The sequence below is a fragment of the Adhaeribacter aerolatus genome, assembly GCF_007991635.1.
Lineage (GTDB): Bacteria > Bacteroidota > Bacteroidia > Cytophagales > Hymenobacteraceae > Adhaeribacter > Adhaeribacter aerolatus.
The window spans coordinates 1-20,067 of the sequence record NZ_BJYS01000044.1 but is presented as its reverse complement, the minus strand read 5'-3'; the positions used below and the strand labels follow the sequence as shown (position 1 = coordinate 20,067).

At 42.7% G+C, this 20,067-nt stretch carries 16 protein-coding genes; 6 read left to right on the top strand and 10 right to left on the bottom strand.

What is annotated here, in order from left to right; genetic code table 11:
* From hisS to AAE02nite_RS22260, 10 genes are all read right to left on the bottom strand, one after another.
* The gene (hisS, locus tag AAE02nite_RS22305; RefSeq protein WP_146903494.1) at positions 1-1,374 is read right to left on the bottom strand and encodes a histidine--tRNA ligase; all 1,374 of its coding nucleotides are present in this window, start codon (positions 1,372-1,374) and stop codon (positions 1-3) included.
* Positions 1,375-1,621: 247 nt separating this feature from the next.
* A complete protein-coding gene (locus AAE02nite_RS22300; RefSeq protein ID WP_146903491.1) occupies positions 1,622-3,184 on the bottom strand; it encodes a bifunctional GNAT family N-acetyltransferase/carbon-nitrogen hydrolase family protein in 1,563 nt (520 codons plus the stop codon).
* Positions 3,185-3,313: 129 nt separating this feature from the next.
* A complete protein-coding gene (locus tag AAE02nite_RS22295) occupies positions 3,314-3,970 on the bottom strand; it encodes a CoA transferase subunit B (RefSeq protein WP_146903488.1) in 657 nt (218 codons plus the stop codon).
* Between the two features lie 308 nt (positions 3,971-4,278).
* Positions 4,279-4,980 (bottom strand): CoA transferase subunit A, encoded by a 702-nt coding sequence (locus AAE02nite_RS22290; RefSeq protein ID WP_146903485.1) that lies wholly within the window; start codon positions 4,978-4,980, stop codon positions 4,279-4,281.
* A gap of 29 nt (positions 4,981-5,009) precedes the next feature.
* Entirely contained in the window at positions 5,010-5,948 is a 939-nt protein-coding gene (locus tag AAE02nite_RS22285; RefSeq protein WP_146903482.1) for a bifunctional riboflavin kinase/FAD synthetase, read from the bottom strand.
* A complete protein-coding gene (gene truB / locus AAE02nite_RS22280) occupies positions 5,932-6,624 on the bottom strand; it encodes a tRNA pseudouridine(55) synthase TruB (RefSeq protein ID WP_146903479.1) in 693 nt (230 codons plus the stop codon). Before truB ends, AAE02nite_RS22285 begins: the two co-directional genes overlap by 17 nt.
* Positions 6,624-7,466 carry an undecaprenyl-diphosphate phosphatase gene (locus AAE02nite_RS22275; RefSeq protein ID WP_146903476.1) on the bottom strand — a complete coding sequence of 281 codons (843 nt, stop codon included), beginning with the start codon at positions 7,464-7,466 and terminating at the stop codon, positions 6,624-6,626. Before AAE02nite_RS22275 ends, truB begins: the two co-directional genes overlap by 1 nt.
* The gene (locus AAE02nite_RS22270) at positions 7,467-7,682 is read right to left on the bottom strand and encodes a DUF3098 domain-containing protein (RefSeq protein ID WP_146903473.1); all 216 of its coding nucleotides are present in this window, start codon (positions 7,680-7,682) and stop codon (positions 7,467-7,469) included.
* 149 nt (positions 7,683-7,831) lie between these two features.
* On the bottom strand, positions 7,832-8,731 hold the full coding sequence (locus AAE02nite_RS22265; protein ID WP_146903470.1) for a cell division protein FtsX: 900 nt from the start codon (positions 8,729-8,731) through the stop codon (positions 7,832-7,834).
* A gap of 67 nt (positions 8,732-8,798) precedes the next feature.
* Positions 8,799-13,388, bottom strand: coding sequence for a translocation/assembly module TamB domain-containing protein (locus AAE02nite_RS22260; RefSeq protein ID WP_146903467.1), 4,590 nt, complete (start codon positions 13,386-13,388; stop codon positions 8,799-8,801).
* 6 nt (positions 13,389-13,394) lie between these two features.
* Here AAE02nite_RS22260 and tsaD point away from each other — a divergent pair, with 6 nt between their 5' ends.
* From tsaD to rpsA, 6 genes are all read left to right on the top strand, one after another.
* Complete coding sequence (gene tsaD, locus AAE02nite_RS22255) at positions 13,395-14,405, top strand: tRNA (adenosine(37)-N6)-threonylcarbamoyltransferase complex transferase subunit TsaD (protein ID WP_146903464.1); 1,011 nt, start codon at positions 13,395-13,397, stop codon at positions 14,403-14,405.
* Between the two features lie 132 nt (positions 14,406-14,537).
* Positions 14,538-14,888 (top strand): thioesterase, FlK family, encoded by a 351-nt coding sequence (locus tag AAE02nite_RS27050; RefSeq protein ID WP_371863494.1) that lies wholly within the window; start codon positions 14,538-14,540, stop codon positions 14,886-14,888.
* 54 nt (positions 14,889-14,942) lie between these two features.
* Complete coding sequence (smpB, locus tag AAE02nite_RS22245) at positions 14,943-15,410, top strand: SsrA-binding protein SmpB (protein ID WP_146903456.1); 468 nt, start codon at positions 14,943-14,945, stop codon at positions 15,408-15,410.
* A gap of 125 nt (positions 15,411-15,535) precedes the next feature.
* Positions 15,536-16,318: a C40 family peptidase gene (locus AAE02nite_RS22240; protein WP_246151219.1), complete on the top strand. Its 783-nt coding sequence runs from the start codon at positions 15,536-15,538 to the stop codon at positions 16,316-16,318.
* A 196-nt stretch (positions 16,319-16,514) separates the two neighbouring features.
* On the top strand, positions 16,515-17,021 hold the full coding sequence (locus AAE02nite_RS22235; RefSeq protein ID WP_146903448.1) for an HNH endonuclease: 507 nt from the start codon (positions 16,515-16,517) through the stop codon (positions 17,019-17,021).
* A 304-nt stretch (positions 17,022-17,325) separates the two neighbouring features.
* The gene (gene rpsA / locus AAE02nite_RS22230) at positions 17,326-19,158 is read left to right on the top strand and encodes a 30S ribosomal protein S1 (RefSeq protein WP_146903445.1); all 1,833 of its coding nucleotides are present in this window, start codon (positions 17,326-17,328) and stop codon (positions 19,156-19,158) included.
* Positions 19,159-20,067 lie beyond the last annotated feature (909 nt).

The following is a 20,067-nucleotide window of genomic DNA, read 5'->3' as shown; positions in this document are numbered from 1 at the left end:
TTATATTTCCAGGAGTTTGGAGATAACACCTTCAGCAGAAACAGCCATTTGCTCGCCGGTCTGCATGTTTTTCAGTTGCAGCAAGCCGGTTTGCATTTCTTCAGAGCCCACTAATAACACAAAAGGAATTTTTTTCTGATCGGCGTAGGTCATTTGTTTTTTCAGCTTGGTTGCCTCGGGGTATAATTCGGTAGCAATACCCGCATTCCGAAACTGTTGTAACAGCGGCAGCGAATATTCTTCCGAAGCTTTATCGAAGTTACAGATTAATAATTGGGTGATGGTTTGGCTGGATGCCTGGAACAAGTTTAACTCTTCCATTACATCGTAAATCCGGTCCACGCCAAAGGAAAATCCCACGCCTGATACATCCGGCAACCCGAACATGCCGGTCAGGTTGTCGTAGCGCCCGCCGCCGCTGATGCTGCCCATGGATGCATTGTTAACCTTCACTTCAAAAATGCAGCCGGTATAATAGGAGAGGCCTCGTGCCAGCGCAATATCTAAGTTTACCTGGGCATTTCTCACTTGGAACCGGGAGAGGTAATTAAACACTTCCTCTATCTCGGCTAAGCCGCGCTGGCCTTCTATAGAAATTTTTAAAATGGTTTTTAAGCTATTAATAACGTGTTGGTTATTTCCTTGTATATCAAGAATAGGTTGTAAGGCAGAAATCGATTCAGCGCTGATGCCCCGTTCAGATAATTCTGTATTTACTCCTTCTTGTCCGATTTTATCAAGCTTATCGATGGCTACGCAGATTTCGGCTTCCCGGCCTTTTTGTCCGATTGCCTCGGCTATGCCGGCCAGAATGCTCCGGTGATTAATTTTTATAGTGAAATCGGTAATCCCTAAATTACTCAGCACTTCATCCATCATCAGCACAATTTCGGCTTCGCAGAGCAGCGATTTGGTGCCTACCACATCGGCATCGCACTGGTAAAACTCTCGGTAACGGCCCCGCTGCGGCCGGTCGGCGCGCCAAACCGGCTGAATCTGGTAGCGCTTAAACGGAAAGGTAATTTCGTTCCGGTTCATCACCACAAAACGGGCAAACGGCACGGTTAAATCGTAGCGTAAAGCTTTTTCGGATATTTTGCGCAGCATACTTTTGCTGCCCTGTTCAAAATCGGATGCAGAAGTTTTGGCCAGGTAGTCGCCGGAATTTAATATTTTAAATATAAGCTGGTCGCCTTCCTCGCCGTATTTGCCGGTTAGTACCGATAAATTTTCCATGGCGGGCGTTTCCAGCGGCTGATAGCCAAATTTTTCAAAGGTTTTCCGGATGGTCGAAAATATATAATTTCGTTTTACTACCACCTGCGGGCCAAAATCACGGGTTCCTTTCGGAATAGCGGGTTTATCTTTACTCATGGTTAGCCTGAATTGGCCGTAAAGTTAAGTATAAGTCTTAATTTTTTAGATTTAAGTTAAGGTGTAAAAATATAATAGAGCAGTTCTAAAAAATATAAAAGAAATTACTTTAAACAGTAAAGTTGAATATTGTATTGATTATAAATAAATTATAGATGTTTGTATAAATTGTTAATACAATAAAAAAGCACCAGGTTCTGCCCGGTGCTTTTAGCTGTAATATTGTTTTGGAACTCAGAATTGAATATTAAAATACCGTATCGGTAATTTCCTTTTTCAACAACCAACTCAGGCTGTAAAGGTCTTTCCGACGATCACGGAGGTTCCGGACGCTGCCGCCGGTATTTAGATCTTTCAATAAATCCAGGTCCAAATCAGCAATTAGTGTCATCTCGGTATTGGGCGTAGCTTCAGCTACCACGGCATCGTGCGGGAAAGCAAAATCAGAAGGCGAAAACACCGCTGATTGCGAGTACTGAATATCCATGTTTTCGACACGCGGTAAGTTACCCACGCTGCCCGTTATAGCTACATAGCATTCGTTTTCGATAGCCCGCGCCTGGGCACAACGCCGTACCCGGAGGTAAGCATTTTTGGTATCGGTCCAGTACGGCACAAATAATATTTTCATGTCCATGTCCGAAAGCATCCGGGCCAGTTCCGGGAATTCTACGTCGTAGCAAATCAGAATACCAATTTTTCCAATGTCCGTATCAAAAACCTGTAATTTATTACCGCCCCGGAGGCCCCAGTAATGCGCTTCGTCGGGTGTAACGTGCAATTTATATTGCTTATCCCAGGTACCATCCCGACGGCAGAGGTAGCTCACATTGTGCAACTGCTTATTATTATATTCGGGCATACTGCCGGCAATAATATTAATGTTGTAGGAGAGCGCCATATGAATAACTTTCTCGCGTACTTCATCGGTATAATCAGCCAGTGTCCGGATGGCAGCGGAGGGGGACGGATCGTTCGATAAAGCCATCAGCGGTGCATTAAAGAATTCCGGAAACATGATAATATCGGCTTTGTAGCTACTAACTGTATCTACGTAGAATTCAATCTGCTGCAATAAGTCCTCAATTGAAGTCAGGCTGCGCATTTGCCATTGCACAATACCTATGCGCACCACTTTTTTCTGAACACCAATAATGTCTTCGCTGGGTTCGTAATATACGTTTATCCATTCCAGTAGCGTCGCATAAGCTTTAGACTCCTGGTCGCTCGGCATATAGCCTTTTAATATTTTGCGCACGTGGAAATCGTTACTCAGCTGGAAAGTGAGGATGGGATCGTAAATTTCTTTGTTACGCACCAGCTCAATGTATTTCTTCGGCGACATTTTCTCAGCGTTTTCCTGGTAACCGGGTATCCGGCCGCCGGCAATAATGGCCCGCAGGTTTAGGTTTTCGCAAATTTCTTTCCGGGCATCGTACAACCGCCGACCTAGCCGCAAATTGCGGTAATCAGGATGCACAAACACATCTACGCCGTAAAGCGTATCGCCATCGGGGTTATGCGTGTTAAATTCGCCTTTGCCTACGATTTCGTCGTAGGTATGTTTATCACCGTAGTCGGAATATTTTACAATAATACTTAAAGCGCCGGCTACTACTTTGCCTTTATCGGTAATACAGATCTGTCCTTCCGGAAAAGCATTTAATAAATTTTCAAATTCTTTCTTCGTCCAGGAACCGCCCAGGTTCGAGTAAACCGTATCCATGATAGACTTAACGGCTTTAAAATCAGCGAGACGGAGTTGGCGGAGGGTTAATTTATGTTCAGTATCTTTTATCTTATCAGCCATATGAAAGGGATAGAATTTTTACAAAAGTAGGATTTTGATTATTGTGTAACAGCGGATAAGACAAATAAAGTTCTTAAAGCCAAAACGGGATTTGGCTTTGACATAAAGACTTTTAATAAAGGATATTTTTTAAAACGTAATTTCTGGAATTTCACCTTCCACAATTAACTGTCCGGCCGTAGCTTTTTGTATTTCTTCTACCGTTACGCCGGGCGCTCTTTCCAGGAGTTTAAAGCCATTTGGCGTAACATCCAGCACCGCTAAATCGGTTATAATTTTTTTTACGCACCGCAGACCCGTAATCGGTAGGGTACATTCCGGCAACAATTTGCTTTGGCCGTCTTTAGACGTATGCTGCATGGCCACAATAATATTGCGGGCCGATGCTACCAAATCCATAGCGCCGCCCATGCCTTTTACCATTTTACCGGGTATTTTCCAATTGGCAATATCTCCCTTCTCCGACACTTCCATAGCCCCCAGTACGGTTAAATCTATGTGTTCGCCGCGAATCATGCCAAAGCTTTCGGCCGAGTTAAACAGCGAAGAACCGGGTAATGTGGTAACGGTTTGCTTGCCGGCATTTATCAAATCAGCATCCACTTCTTCTTCCGTCGGGAAAGGCCCCATGCCCAGCAAACCATTTTCCGACTGCAGTACTACATTCATTTCGGCCGGAATATAATTAGCAACTAAGGTCGGGATGCCAATGCCGAGGTTTACATAATAACCATCTTTCAGTTCCTGCGCAATCCGTTTAGCAATTCCGTTTTTATCTAAAGCCATGTTTTTAATATGCTAATTTTTTAATGTACTGATTTACAAACGAATAACCGTCTAATCTTAAAGAAAATTTAACAGGTAGCGTTCAAGAAATCCACTCGTGTCATTCAGGAGGAAACTCGTTAGCCGATCACGGATAAGTTTCCTCCTGAACGACACAAGTGAGTTCCTTAAACCTCATTTTTAACCTAGGTATAAAATCAGATATTTAGCTTTAAAGAACCATTCATTCTTAGATATATATTTACCTATTTGTTCAAATGTCAGCCCATTACCTAATTAGCACATCAGCACATTAAACAATTAGCACATTACTCCATCCTTCGGATCGTTCGTTGCTCAATGCGTTTTTCGTAGTGCTGGCCCTGGAAAATGCGTTGGACAAAAATTCCGGGCGTATGAATTTGGTTAGGGTCGAGAGAACCGGCGGGCAGTAGTTCTTCAACCTCGGCAATGGTAATTTTACCGGCGGTGGCCATCAGGGGATTGAAGTTGCGGGCGGTTCCTTTATAAATAAGGTTGCCGGCCGTGTCACCCTTCCAGGCTTTAATTAAAGCAAAGTCTGCTTTTAGCCACGATTCAAGTAAATACATTTTGCCGTTAAACTCACGGGCTTCTTTGCCTTCGCCCACTTCGGTACCGAAGCCGGCCGGGGTAAAAAAAGCGGGAATACCTGCGCCTCCCGCCCGGATGCGTTCGGCCAATGTACCCTGCGGAATTAAATCAACTTCTAATTCACCTGATAATAATTGTCTTTCAAACTCCGCATTTTCGCCGACATAGGAGGCAATCATTTTCTTAACCTGCCTTTTTTTCAGGAGCAAGCCCAAGCCAAAATCATCAACGCCGGCGTTATTAGAAATGCAGGTTAGATTTTTAACATCAAGCCGGATTAATTCAGCAATGGCGTTTTCGGGAATACCACACAAGCCAAAACCACCTAACATGATGGTGGCGCCATCAAATAAATCGTGAAGGGCAGCCTGAACGGAAGGCACTACTTTATTAATCATACTAAAGAAGATTAAAAAAGTAATATAGTTTATAATTTCTGATTTAACAACGCTAAGGCTGCTTCCTGATCCTGGTGGAGTTGTTCTTTTAACGCTTCCAGGCCCGGTAAGTTTCTTTCTTCCCGGATGTACGCTATAATATAAATAGTTATTTCCTGTTCGTAAATATCCTGGCTGAAATTAAAAATATTGACTTCTATGGTTTGTTCGGTGCCACCTACGGTTGGGTTGGTGCCGATACTCAGCATACCTCCGTATAGCTGGCCTTCTACTTTTACCCGAACGGCATAAATACCCTGACCCGGAATTTGTTTATGCGGATCGTTAACAGCGATGTTGGCAGTAGGGTAGCCAATGGTGCGGCCCAACTGACGGCCCCGGTCAACTTTGCCGGTTAAAGCGTAAGGCCGGCCCAGGTAAGCGTTGGCCATAGCAATATTGCCACTTTCCAAGGCTTTCCGGATTTTAGTTGAACTCACCGCCACATGATCAATATCACGGGCCGGAATTTCTTCTACCTGGAAGCCAAATAATGGTGCGTGTTGCTGCAAATAGGCAAAGTTGCCTTCGCGGCCTCTGCCAAACCGGTGGTCATAACCGATTACAAATATTTTGGTCCGAATAAAATCCAGCAATATTTTCCGGATATATTCTTCGGAAGTTAAGTTAGCAAACTCTTTTGTAAATGGAATTATCAGGAGGTAATCGATGGGGAAGGCGGCAAGTTGCTCTATGCGTTCCTCAATGGTGGAAAGTAATTGGAGCGAGGATTGGTCCTGGGCTTGTAACACCAGCCGGGGATGCGGCCAGTACGTTACCACCACACTCTGCCCGTTGGTCGCGCGGGTAATTTCCAGGAGCCGTTCTATTATTTTCTGGTGGCCCAGGTGTACCCCGTCGAAGGTGCCGCTGGTAACCACCGCCTGCGGCAGCACCGGAAAATCGGCCAAATCACGAATGACTTTCATCTTCTAATTGTTTTTTCCGAAGCTGAAAAATATCATCCACGGTAAGGGCGTGGCTTAACTCGTAAGGACCAATACGGGTACGAACCAGTTTAGATAAATGCGCGCCGCAGTCCAGCTTTTCGCCAAAGTCGCGGGCCAGGCTGCGGATGTACGTGCCTTTAGAGCAAACTACCCGAAACGAAACCAGTGGTAATTCGACCCCGGTAATTTCAAACGCTTTTATCTCAATTTGTTTGGCTTTTATTTCGGCACTATCGCCCCGACGGGCCAGGGTATAAGCCCGTTCGCCGTTTATTTTTACCGCTGAATAAAGGGGGGGCGTTTGCTCAATTATTCCTTCAAAACTTTGGGCAGCCGCCTGTATCTGCTCTTTCGTCAAGTTACCAATATCCCGGGTTTGATCTACTTCGGTTTCCAGATCGAAAGAGGGCGTAGTTTGGCCCAGCGTAAAATGGCCGGTATATTCTTTTTCCTGGGCCTGAATTTCTTCTATTTTTTTGGTGAATTTACCAGTGCAAAGTATCAGTAAGCCTTCGGCGAGCGGGTCTAAAGTGCCGGCGTGACCGATTTTTTTTATCCGGAGAATGTTCCGCACCTTTTTCACCACATCAAAAGAAGTCCAGGTGAGGGGCTTGTTAACTAATAATATTTGTCCGTTTTCGTAATCTATTTCCATTAAACAACCTCCAGTTTCACACCCATCGCCAGCAACACCAATATTAAAACTCCCACGATAATACGGTAATACCCAAAAACTTTAAACCCATATTTGGTTAAAAAGCCGATAAAAAATTTAATCGCCAGCATGGCCACCACAAAAGCCACGGCATTGCCAAATAATAGAACTTTTAAATCTTCTACGGTAAGCTGGCTTAAAGCGGCTTCTATCTTAGGTCGGTTAAATTTTAATAGGTCGTCTTTTATATCGAGGTGCAGAAAATCGGTGATAAATTTATAGGAAGCAGCGGCCAGCATGGTGGGAATGGCCAGGAAGAAAGAAAATTCGGCCGATGCTTTGCGCGAAATACCCTGGGCCAAACCGCCGATAATAGAAGCAGCCGAGCGGGATACTCCTGGAATCATGGCAATACACTGGGCTAAACCAATTATAAAGGCTTGTTTGGTAGAAGGGGTGGAATGGGTAGGATCGTTTTTAAACCAGTCGTCAACAAAAAGCAAAATAACCCCGCCTACTACCAAAGAAATGGCCACGGTTAAAACACTTTCAAGCATCTGGTCGATGATGCTGCTTAACAAAAAACCAATTAATAATGCCGGAATACAGGCTATTAACAGCTTCTTGTAAAAAGCAAAAGATTGGAAAAAGCGTTTCCAGTAAAGAACCAGCACGGATAAAATAGCACCGAACTGAATATTTACGGTAAACATTTTTGTATATTCTAACTTGCTGATGCCCATCAGGCTGGAAGCAATTATCATGTGCCCGGTAGAAGAAACAGGCAAAAATTCGGTTAAGCCCTCCACGATGGCCAACACAAAAGCATGCCACCAGGTCATTTATGCGTCTTTGCGATCTTTTACCATAATGGCAAAAAACTCGATGATGAAGCCAATAAAAACTACAATGGGGCCCAGGGTTAGTCCCATAAAGCCCAAGCCATACGCCTCTTTATCTAAAGTCATGATAAAAAAACCAACAGCCAGGAAGGCGAGGCCCAGAAACATCAATAAATAATTTTTTCTACCGAAAGCAAAGTTGTTTTTATCTTCCATTTATTTTAATAGATATTCGATATTAGCTTGTTCGATGTTCGATAATAAAAGTAATTTAAAGGTCGAGAGAAGAAATAATAATTTTATGTGAAACAAAATATAAAATCCATTATCGAACTTTGAATAATCAAACACCAAACAATCGTAACTTAATATAGCTCATCTAACGACATGCCCAGGTATTTTTTGATGGCCCGGTATGAGCTGATAAAGCCTAAAATGCTTCCCAATACTACCAGAAATAACAGTAAAATACCAATCTGAATTTCGTCGCGTAATACGTACAATTCGTTAATCTGGTAATAGGCATATTGTAGCAGCCCCAGCAGCATAATAGAAGCCAGCAAACCACTAACCAAGCCTTGCCAGGTAGCCCGGTTCAGGAAAGGCCGCTGAATAAAACCTGGCGTGGCGCCCACCAATTGCATGCTTCGGATTAAAAACCGCTGCGAAAACAAAGCCAATTTTAAGGTGTTATTAATCAGGATAATAACGGCTAGCACCAGAATAGCGGCAAAGCTCAGCAAAATTATGCTTAATTTCTGAATATTACTGTTAATGGAGTCGATGAGGCTTTCTACGTACTGCACCTCGTACACCCCCGGAATATTTTCTAACTCGGTTTTAATTTTTTTGAGGCTGGTCGAAGTGGCAAAATCTGCTCCGATATTTAAAATATACGCATCGCGTAAAGGATTTTCCCCTAAAAAGTTGAGGAAATCTTCGCCGGTTTCCTTTATAAATTCCTTGGCGCCTTCTTCTTTGGAAAAGAACTTGATTTGGGCTTTACTGCCTTCGTAAGCAATAAATTCTTTCTTAGCCAGGCGGTTCTGCACCGCCACCAGTTGGGTTTCGGTTAGGTTACGTTCCAGGTAAACCTGCACCTCGATGCTTTGTTTTACAATATTTGAGAGCCTGCCCGCATGAATCAGCAGAATGCCAAACAACCCAATAACAAATAAAGCCAGCGTTATGCTAAATATTACCATTGCATACGGGTAGCTGCCTAATTTTTTTTTACGAGTGGGTTTTAACTGATCTCTTGCCATATTTTCCGCGGTGCTGCAAAATTAAGAATAAATACCACAACCAAAACCGCTTTATAATTCTTTGCAATTATTTAATATCATCGTAACGGATATCGGAGTCTAAAATTATTTTTTCCCGCTCATGCTGTAAATAGCGCCGGCGTACTCTTTTGCGGGCAAATAATTCGCTGAACCGGTTAAATTGTTCGGTATGCAGCAAACTGATGTTAGTGGTGGCCGTGTTGGTGGTGCTGGCAAAACGGCGCTGCGAGGTAATATATTCCATCCGCAGGCGCAGCTTCCCGTTCTGGCCCAGGTAATATTCTACCCGCCAGTCGCCGGCCAGGGTGCTGGTGGTGCCATAAAAATTATCGGAGGTAGTATTGTTATAGTTGCCATTGTTGAGGCCGCCTTCGCGGGTAACCCGCAGCCGTCCTTCGAGTAAGCTATAACTTAACCTAACCTGCAGGTTGCGCAAGGCTACCTGGTCTAAGGCGCTGGCGTTCGGGTCCGACGAATTAATGCCAATATCAACCTCCAGATTAGAATCTACCTGCGACAAAAAGTTGCCGAGTTGGTTTGTTACCAGTTCGCTTAAACTACCGGTAATACCGGCTTCCAGGGCGTTACTGCCAAAGTTGTTTCTATCCGATAGTCTTTTTAAAATAAGTAAGCTAAATACCTGCCGGTTCAGTTCGTCCTGGTCGTTCCGAAGATCGGCTAGCACGCGGGCGAGTTGGGTTTCTACATCGTTAGGTGCATTCTGAAATTCCAAGTCTAATCTGATTTCCGGGGTTAAAATATTGCCAGTCAAGTTCATAACAGCCGTAACCGGAATCCGCACATTAGATAAAGTCTCGTCATTGTTTACCAAGCTTTGCGGTATGGTAACGTTTTGGGTGTAAGTGGCGGTAATATTCATAATACCGGCATAAGGGTCGCCGTTCCAGGTAATAGTGCCGCCGGGCCGAATGGTAAATTCCTTGTTTATAATATTATAAAGCGTAAAGTTATAAGCGCCCCGGGTAATTTCTACCTGCCCATCCATGGTAAACTCGCCGCGGGTATCAATATTCATGCGGATGCGGCCGTTACCCGAACCCCTTACCATGTCGCCGGATGTTTGGTCCAGAATAATTTCCATGTAAGCATCGGGGGTAATCTGCAAATTAAAGTTCAGGTTAATGCCCGATAAATCTACTTGGTTAGACACCGCGATGGGCACTGCCGACGAAGAATCGGGAACATTGCGGTTTATAAACCGGATAAAGTTTTGGCGGGAAACGGTGCTGTTGTTATCAAGCGGAATAGAAAGACGGGTACCGGCCTCGCTGCGGGCATCAATATTTATTTGCAGGTTAGAAGGCGCACCTAAAACCGTAGCAGACCCGGTGGCAACGGCCGTGCCGTAGTATAACTGGTTTTGTTCGCGGGTGGTGTTAAGTACCATAAACCGCCGGAATTCACCGCGCAAATCCAGAATCATATTTTTGAAACCCTGGTGAATTATACTGCCGCTAACCGTGCCCACATTGTTTAGGGGGTCGTACAATTTAACATCCCGGAAAGTAATATCGTTTTGGGTAAAATAAATCCGGTCCGAGAAAGTATAAGTTGTGTTCAGGTATTTAAACGTGAACCGGCCATTCGAAACCAAAGCTGAGCCCGAAAGATTAGGGCCGGCTAAACGCCCGGTAATTTGTAACCGGCCATCCATGGTACCCGACAGATCGGCAAATAAGGTATTTAATAAAGGTTCCACCAGTTTTACCGGGGCATCATCCATGATGGCCAGCAAATCAATCTGGTTGTTTTCTTCTTTCGGATAGTAGTAGCCGGTTACGTGCAGCACTTTTAAATTTTCACGGGAAATGCCCACATCCACGCCCAGGCGGTTGCCGGGGTTATCCCACTCGGAGGTACCGGCAATTTGTCCCACAAAATAATCGTTCAGGTAAACTGAATCGGCGGTTAAGTTGCTCGTCAGAATGGCTTGCCGGTAAACATCGCGGGCCGAAAGCTGCGCATTTAATATACCTTTGAAGCGGCTGGTGAAGAGCGGGTTAAGGTTTTCTAGCCGGAAATTATCTATCTGAACCTGCAAAGTCTTTTCCGGATTTTGCGAAAGCATTCCTGCTATGCTAATCCGTTGGTTTTCGTGGGAAATCACAAAATCCTCGAAATTTATTTCTTTGCCCAATCCGGAGATTTCAATAGTATTATTGGGCGTGATATGCCAGGCCTTGCCCAATACATTTACGTTAGAAGTGTTAAAAACAATTTGGAGCTTATTATTTAAGAAGGTTAGATTGCCGCTGATATTGGCCTGATTGGTAGAGTTTACCTGGGCAATGTTAGAGGTAAACTGAATGGCTCTTTCACTCCAAACGCCTTCCAGGTAAAGATTTTCGGTGTTGCCGCCGGGCTTTAATATTTGCTGCCGCGAATTTATGATAACGTTGGCCAGTACGTCGGGCGAGTAAGGCAGCTTAGAAGTATTTAGTTCCAGATCGTTGAGTAGGAACTGGTTTTTGCCATAGTACAAAGTATCGGTGTGGGCATAAAAGCTAAAAATAGCATTAGAGCCCTGGCGAAAGCTTCCTTCCAGGTTAGCGTTATCGGAAATACCCAGGTTGGGTACAAATGCCTTGATAATGCCGTTAAAATCTTTCAGGTTTATTTTGTACGTTAATTCGTATTCCGGTAAAATAGTGCGCTTTTTATGCTGGTAGTAAGCGGCCAATGCCGTGGGGTTACTTTCGAAATTAAGCCGGTACTCGTGAATTAAAGTGCTCAAATCGCGGAACAGAACGGTATAATCCCAGGTGCCGGTGGCGTTAATATCGGCTACATCGGATAATATTTGTAGGCTACGCTGGTTATTTTGCAGTTGGGAGATGAGCACTACCGAATCAGTCGGTACCACGTAATCGTTAAGCTTTAAAATAGTATTGGCAAAGTAAGCCCGCCCGGTTATATTATCCAGCTTCAGGCCACTAAAATCTACGGTAGCCTTGGTTTGCAGACTAATGGCTTCTTTGGTAAACTTCAGCGCTCTTAAGTCTAGGTGTTGAATATCAGCGACTAAATCAAAAGAAGGGCTTTGCTGGTTTAAGTTTACATCGCCGGTGGCGGTGAGGTTAATATTTGGGTCGCGGATGGTAATGTTACCGGAAAAATTCTGGCGGCTTAGGGTAGCCTTGGTTTTAATGTTGCGGTAATTATAGCCGTACAGATTAACACCATTAATTGTGGCATCGAGTTGCACCCGGGCGGTATTTACATCAAAGCCAACCCCTTTTACCCGCCCATCTATCGAAATATTAGAAATTAACCGGCTGTTGCCAATGAGCTTGCCCACGTCAAAATTATTCGTGCGCAAATATCCACTGTAAGAAGAAAGTTGGGTTTTCGGATTAATTTTCAGGTTAATGTCGGATACTACATTGCCCAAAGCCGTCTGGAAGGTGCCATTGGCTACAAAGTCGTTGTAAAAACCCAGGAAGTTGCCGGATAACTTTACAGTGCCGAGCCGCTGCGCAATGTCATAAGATTTTTTAGGAATATATTTTTGCAGATCGCGGGCGTTTACCACCGAGGGTTTTAGTTGCAGTTCAATAAAAGCTTCCCGGATGTTGGGCAAGCCGCTAGCATTCAGGTTGCCCACAATATGCGTGTTCCGGCCATAGTGCACATCGAGTTTATTGGCGTGAAACCGTTTTAGTTTTCCTTCCAGTTCACCGGTAAAAAGGATGCTGTCGTTTAAATTTTTCGCCTGCGGCACAAAGCGGGCCACATCTCTGGCATAAACCTGGGCGGCTTTTAAATTGGCGGTAACTTTTACACTATCGTTGAATTGGGTAAAATTGCCAAAAGTGCGGTAATCAAACCGGATGTAATCTTTTAAATGGCTTTTTCCTAAGCGTAACAGTACCTTATCAAACTCCCAGAAAGTAGGAGCAAAGGCCATTCGGGCGCTTAACTCGTGTAGCCGGGTATTGCTGCGGGTTTCGGTGGTTTGCAAATCATCTATCTTCACCCGAAGGGTATCGCCCAACTTTATTTCGGAGAAGCGCCCCGAAATACTATCGGCAATTAAATATTTGTAATCAACTTCGCCGGCGGCCGGGGCAGTGGTTTTGTTTTGGTCGTAGTACGTAAAGCGGCCATTATTAATGGCAACAGCATCAATGTTAAACTCGAAAGGTTTCTTGGTAGTGGTGTTATCTTTTTTTACCATTAAATTATTAATGGCTTTCAGAAACGAACTAAGGTTAAAAGAATCGGTGCCTTTGTAGCGAACCAGGTTGGCCTGGGGCTTTTGCAAAGTTAGAGTAGAAATATGTAACCGGTTTGGTTCGAAAATATTAAAGAAGCTGATGTCGGCTTGTAGTTGACCTACGTAAAATAATGCTTCGTTCTTATAATCGAGTACCTTAACTTTGTCTAAAATTACCCGGTTGAAAAACTGCACATCCACCCGTTCGATGCTTACCTCGTGCCCGAGTTTTTCAGATAATATTTCGGAAGCCTCGTGGACCAGTTTGGTTTGTACAGACGGGATGCGAATGGCGATTAATATAATACCGGCCAACAACAGCAAAAACAGTATTAGTCCGAAAATAATTTTCAGAAAAAGTTTTCCGGCTTGCTGCCACCTGTTATGCTGGTTTTCCAATTAAATATGAGTCCTACTATTTTAGCAATTGAATCTTCCTGCGACGATACCTCGGCCGCTGTATTTAAAGACGGCAAAATACTGGCCAATATTGTAGCAACGCAAGCTGTTCACGAAAAATACGGTGGTGTAGTGCCCGAACTGGCTTCGCGGGCCCACGAACAAAATATTATTCCCGTTGTTTCTCAGGCTTTGCTTACGGCAAATATAACAAAAAGTGAGTTAAACGCGGTGGCATTTACCCGCGGCCCCGGCCTATTGGGAGCCTTGTTAGTAGGCTGTTCTTTTGCCAAATCGTTTGCGCTGGGTTTAAATATTCCAATTATAGAGGTAAACCACATGCAGGCGCATATTCTGGCACATTTTATAGAGGAGCCCAAGCCCCAATTCCCTTTTCTTTGCCTGACGGTAAGCGGTGGCCATACCCAGATTGTATTGGTAAAAAATTATTTGGAGATGCAGGTATTGGGCCAAACCACCGACGATGCCGTAGGCGAAGCCTTCGATAAATCAGCCAAACTGTTGGGGCTACCGTACCCCGGCGGGCCTATGCTGGATAAACTGGCGCAAACCGGTAACCCCAATGCCTATTCTTTTCCGGTGGTAAATATGCCTGATTTCAATTTTTCTTTTAGCGGCATTAAAACCTCTATTTTAAATTTTATTAAAAATAATACCCAAGCTAATCCAAACTTCATTCAGGCGCATTTGCCGGATATTTGCGCCAGCATTCAGCAAGCTTTGATTCAGACGTTAATGAAAAAACTAGTTTTAGCGGCCAAAGAAACGGGTATCAAAGAGATTGCTATTGCTGGTGGGGTATCGGCTAACTCGGGTTTACGGCAAACCATGCAGGAATATGCAAATAAATATAAGTGGAATACGTACATCCCGGCCTTTCAGTATTGCACCGATAATGCGGCTATGGTTGTTATGACGGCACATTTTAAGTATTTGGCCGGCGAATTTGCAGACCAATACGCCAGTCCGGATCCCCGGCTTAGAATCGCCTTATAACTATTTGTATTAAAGGCCGATAGCAGACTCTGTTGATGAAATAGCTTTAATTAAAATTAATCCTTTTTTATTTAATATTGGCCGTATTATTTTTATTTTAAGTAAAGCTTAACTGTAAAGCTTTACCAATACATTACAAACTTCTTTAATGAAGCAAAATCTGTTATTTGGCGACACCAGTATTTTTCAGAAAATCGTAACAGAAGAAGACTTTACCCGGTTAATGGGGAAGTTATTGAGGCGGTTTGTTCTACGTTTGCGCTGGCGCTGGAGTGGGCTTCCAGATTATTTATTTTGGATATAAAAGATACGGATGAGGAAGGCACAGGTACTGGCTTAATAATCAACCATAAACATCCGGAAATCCCCGGCGACCAGATTACAGTTACGGCTACCGTGCAGAAAATAAATAGGAACGAATTGGTATGTTCGGTAGGAGCTACTGTAGGGACCAGCGTTATTGCTGAAGGTGAAACCAGGTAGAAAATTTTGAAAAAAGAAAAATTAGCTAAACTTTTGAACCCAAAGCGGGCATAAATGGCAACAGATAAAGAAAGAATTAAGAAAACGGTAAATATTCAAAATCGCCGGGCTTCGTACGAATACCACTTTTTAAATAAATATACGGCTGGAATAATGCTTACCGGTACCGAAATAAAATCGGTGCGCGAGGGAAACGTGAACTTAACCGATGGTTTCTGCGCGTTTTTGAGCGGCGAGCTTTGGCTGAACCAGGTGCATATTGCTAAATTTACCGAAGGCACCTACAACAACCACGAACCAACACGAGCACGCAAATTGCTGTTAAATAAAAAGGAACTGAACCAGCTCCGCAAGAAATCGGAAGAACAGGGGACCACAATAATTCCAACGCGGCTTTTTATTAATGACCGCGGTTTTGCCAAAGTTGATATTGCCTTAGCCAAAGGAAAGAAACTGTTTGATAAGCGCGAAGATATTAAAGAGCGGGATGTAAAACGCGAAATGCAGCGCGAACGCTTTTAGCGACTTTTTTTTTACTTTTAACTAATTAAATAATTAAAATTGTAAGCCCGATATCAGGTTTTTAGGTAAATATTTTCAACAAATATAACCTAATATTTTATATCCAACATTTAATATCTCAACCAGTGGATTACGGAATTTGTGCTTTAAGCCATGTGCCTGTTAGGAATGACCCCAGTGACAAAAGCGAATTAATAACAGAACTTCTTTTTGGTGAATGTTACACTATTTTAAACCGGGAAGGAAATTGGTTGCGGGTACAAAACGCGGCTGATAGCTACGAAGGATGGATTGATTTCAAGCAAAACTTTCCGGTCTCTGCCAATTATTTTTCAGAATGGCAAAAACAGCCGCATCCCCGTTCGTTGGATATGGTAGGATTAGTTACTGATAATGAATTAGGTATACCTATATTAATAGGGAGTATTTTACCTTTTTTCGATGGTAATAATATTAAATTGGGCCACCAGAGCCTAATATTTAATGGTCGGAGCGGTGATGTTAATTCAGTGGCAGATGCACGATTCCTTTTAAATATTGCCCGGACTTTTCTAAAGGCACCTTATGTTTGGGGAGGCCGTACCGTATTTGGCTTAGATTGCTCCGGTTTTGTACAGCAGGTTTATGGCATTTGTAATTATCAGTTGCCCCGCGATGCCTGGCAGCAGGTAGCGCACGGTGAAGAGGTTCATTTTGCTTCTCAAACCAAACCCGGCGATTTGGCCTTTTTTGATAATGCAGAAGAACGCATTGTGCACGTTGGTTTAATGCTGGAAGGAAACCAAATTATTCATGCGCACGGCGAAGTTCGTATTGATACACTTGACCACCAGGGTATTTACAACGCCAACCGCCAGCGGTATACGCATCGGTTACGAATAATTAAGCGTATTTTTCCTAATTTATAATTACGCCTCCAATAATTTAAGCTTCCCTGCAATCTACGCTTTAGTTTTCGTATAAATTCACAATAATGCCAACCTATCAGGAGGAAAGCAGATTTGGTTTTGTACCGGGTTGTTAATGTAATTTTTTTTTCAATTTACCCCTGAACTGACTTGTACTTTTAGATTCTTTTTGTAAGTTAGAAGAGTTTAATTAGTTATGGATCAGAAGGTATTAATATTAAATCAGGATTTTACGGCGCTAGCTCTTTGTAGTATACAAAAAGCTTTTGTGCTGTTATATTTAGAAAAGGCTGAATTAGTTCATAAGTCTGAATCAGCTATTTTACGCACCATCAGCAAGATTTATCCAGCACCCTCAATCATCCGGTTACAGCGTTATGTGCATGTGCCTTATAAAGGTATTTCTTTAAGCCGGCATAATGTTATGAAGCGCGATCAGTATCAATGCCTGTATTGCGGCTCTACCAAAAATCTTACGCTCGATCACCTGGTTCCTAAATCCAGAGGTGGCAATTCCAGCTGGACCAATCTGGCTACTGCCTGCATGCGTTGTAATACTAAAAAAGGCGACCGCACACCCGAAGAAGCGGGTTTAACCTTGAAGCAAAAGCCTAAGAAGCCCTCGCTTACCGCATTCCTGGCGGCTCACGCAGGTAATTTTGATCAGAACTGGGAAGTATACCTCCGGGTGAAAGAAAAATAAAGCTGGTTTTATATTTCGGTTAGTGTTCGTTTTTAAGCTCTCTTAGTATATAGCTTTAAAACACCTTAAAAATTGTCTTCGCAAAATTAAAACTACCTTTAAACCCCTAATAAAGCTTAAAATTTATAAGTTTTTAGTCCATTTCCTATTACCTTCCTGCCTAATATATTTTTTTATTATTGATAATCAGCTATCTTTGCCGCTCATTCAAAATGAATGGGCTTTGCAGGTGCAAAGATTTGTCTAACCAAACCGGCCGGTGGTATGCTCGGCTTCCGGTTTTATTACCAGAGCAAAATAACGCATGAGTGCAAATGACGATTTTAACTGGGACGAATTTGAGTCTCAGAAATTCGGTGGCAATTACTCCAAGTCTGAGCGTGCCGAGTTAGAAAAAATGTATGGTGATACCCTTAACACTGTTCAGGAAGAAGAAGTAATCAAAGGAACAGTAGTAGGTATTACCGATCGTGATGTTATCCTGAACATCGGCTTCAAATCAGATGGGTTAGTGCCTATTTCTGAATTCCGGGATCAGCCCGACCTGAAAATCGGTGATGAAGTAGAAGTTTTCATTGAAGACCAGGAAGATCCAAATGGCCAGTTAATATTATCGCGTAAGAAAGCGAAAATTGTTAAAGCCTGGGATAATATTTATAAAGCCTTAGAGCATGACACTATACTGGAAGGTATGGTTAGACGTCGGACTAAGGGTGGTTTAATCATCGACCTGAATGGGGTAGAAGCTTTCTTACCTGGTTCACAAATCGATGTGAAGCCTATCCGGGATTTCGATGTATTTGTTGGTAAGAAAATGGAAGTGAAAGTAGTTAAAATTAATGCTGCTTTCGATAACGTGGTAGTTTCGCATAAAGTCCTGATTGAGAAAGATCTGGAGCAACAGCGTTTTGCCATTCTGAATAACCTGGAGAAAGGCCAGGTACTGGAAGGTGTTATCAAGAACATGACCAACTTCGGGGTGTTTATTGACCTGGGTGGTGTAGATGGATTGTTACACATTACCGATATTTCTTGGGGTCGTATCAACCATCCGCAGGAAGTATTACAGTTAGACCAGAAAGTTAACGTAGTTGTTCTGGACTTCGACGAAGATAAGAAGCGGATTTCTTTAGGTATGAAGCAATTAACGCCTCACCCTTGGGATGCACTTTCTCCTGAAATTGCGGTTGGTTCACGCGTTAAAGGTAAAATTGTAAATGTTGCTGATTACGGCGCTTTCTTAGAAATTCTACCTGGTGTGGAAGGTCTGATTCACGTTTCTGAAATGTCTTGGTCGCAGCACCTGCGTAACCCACAGGACTTCATTAAACAAGGTGATGAAATTGAAGCTGTTGTATTGACATTGGATCGTGATGAGCGCAAAATGTCTTTAGGCATTAAGCAATTAACCGAAGATCCTTGGACTAAGCAAGATGTTTTAACCAAATATGCTGTAGGAACGCGTCACTCTGGTGTGGTGCGTAACTTAACTAACTTTGGTTTATTCATTGAGCTGGAAGAAGGTGTTGATGGTTTAGTACACGTTTCTGACCTTTCCTGGACTAAGAAGATTAAACATCCTTCGGAGTTTGTGAAAGTAGGTGAGAACCTGGATGTAGTTGTTCTGGAGCTGGATGCTCCTAACCGTCGTCTGGCTTTAGGCCATAAGCAACTGGAAGAAAACCCATGGGATACCTTCGCTACTTTATTCAGTGTAGGTTCTGTTCATAAAGCTACTATTCTGGAAAAATCAGATAAAGGAGCAGTATTGGAATTACCTTACGGTATTGAAGGTTTTGCTTATCCAAAGAACCTGGTAAAAGAAGATGGCACCACTGCTGAAGCCGGCGAAAGCTTAGACTTTAAAGTAATGGAGTTCTCTAAAGATGATCGCAAGATTGTTTTATCACATACCAACGTTTATACCGATCCGAAGGAAGAAGCAGCTAAAGCAGATAAATTCACAAAGAGAAAGCCAGGCGAAGCTCCAAAAGCAGCTAAACCAGGTGACAATAAGAAGCCTAAAGATTCTGAGCGTTCTACCCTTGGTGATTTAGATGCCCTTTCTGCTTTGAAAGACAGAATGATGAGCAATGAAGCAAATGCCGGTAAATCTACTGATGAAGCAGCGGAATAGTTGTTTTATCTATTCTGATAAAAATAAATTTTAAGTGAAGCCTTGGATTATTATCCAAGGCTTCTTCTTTTATATACGATAGTAGACATTGATAGATTTATTCAAGCATTAACCAAGGTTTTAGTAGCTTTAAATGGCAAAATATCTTTGTACCGGAGGTGCCTTTTTAAGATATTAGTAATAGCAAGACAAAGTAGGATTATGTTTTATAATTAGTAATCCTATAATTAAAGAAGACATTATTAGCTTATTATAAATGCGCAGATATAACTGGTAGCGTATAAAGTCAATCTTAAAAAAAATATTTATCTTCTATTGTTGTGAAAAGATGGAAAGATTACTACTTTTGCAAACCCAAACAGACAACCGGTCTGTAAAGTGGAAGAAAGTTGTAAGAATAGGAGGGTTTAGCCTTTATAAAGTTTTTAACATAGTTAAGTTTTATTCTTTATGGCTTAGTCATGCAGCGACAATAATAAAATAAATACTGATTAGAAGTTGCAGAGACGGAAAAGAATACTGAACTTTGTCCTCCCAATCAGGTCAGAAAAACGGCAGGTTTTTCTTTAAAAAAGTTGCAAATAGCATGGAACTAAGAACGTGCTTAAAAGTGTTTGGTTCTGGTGTTCTTTTCCAAGGCAATCTGAATAGTGGTTGCCAGCTGGTGAGGAGCGGGAAAGGATAAAGCGAAGAGCGGGGTTAAGGAGAAAAGAAGAAAATATTCTTCTTTATTTTTGCAAGTACAAAGATTCTTTTTACCTTTGCACTCCCAAAACGAAGTAAAGCTTTATAAGAAAGTTTCAGCAGTTAAAAGGGTTGGCCTATCAGGGTTAAACAACCGGAAAAAAGCAGATATCATTACGGTCGGTAATGACGATTTAGGCACCAGAAGTTTTAGCGACTTCGGTG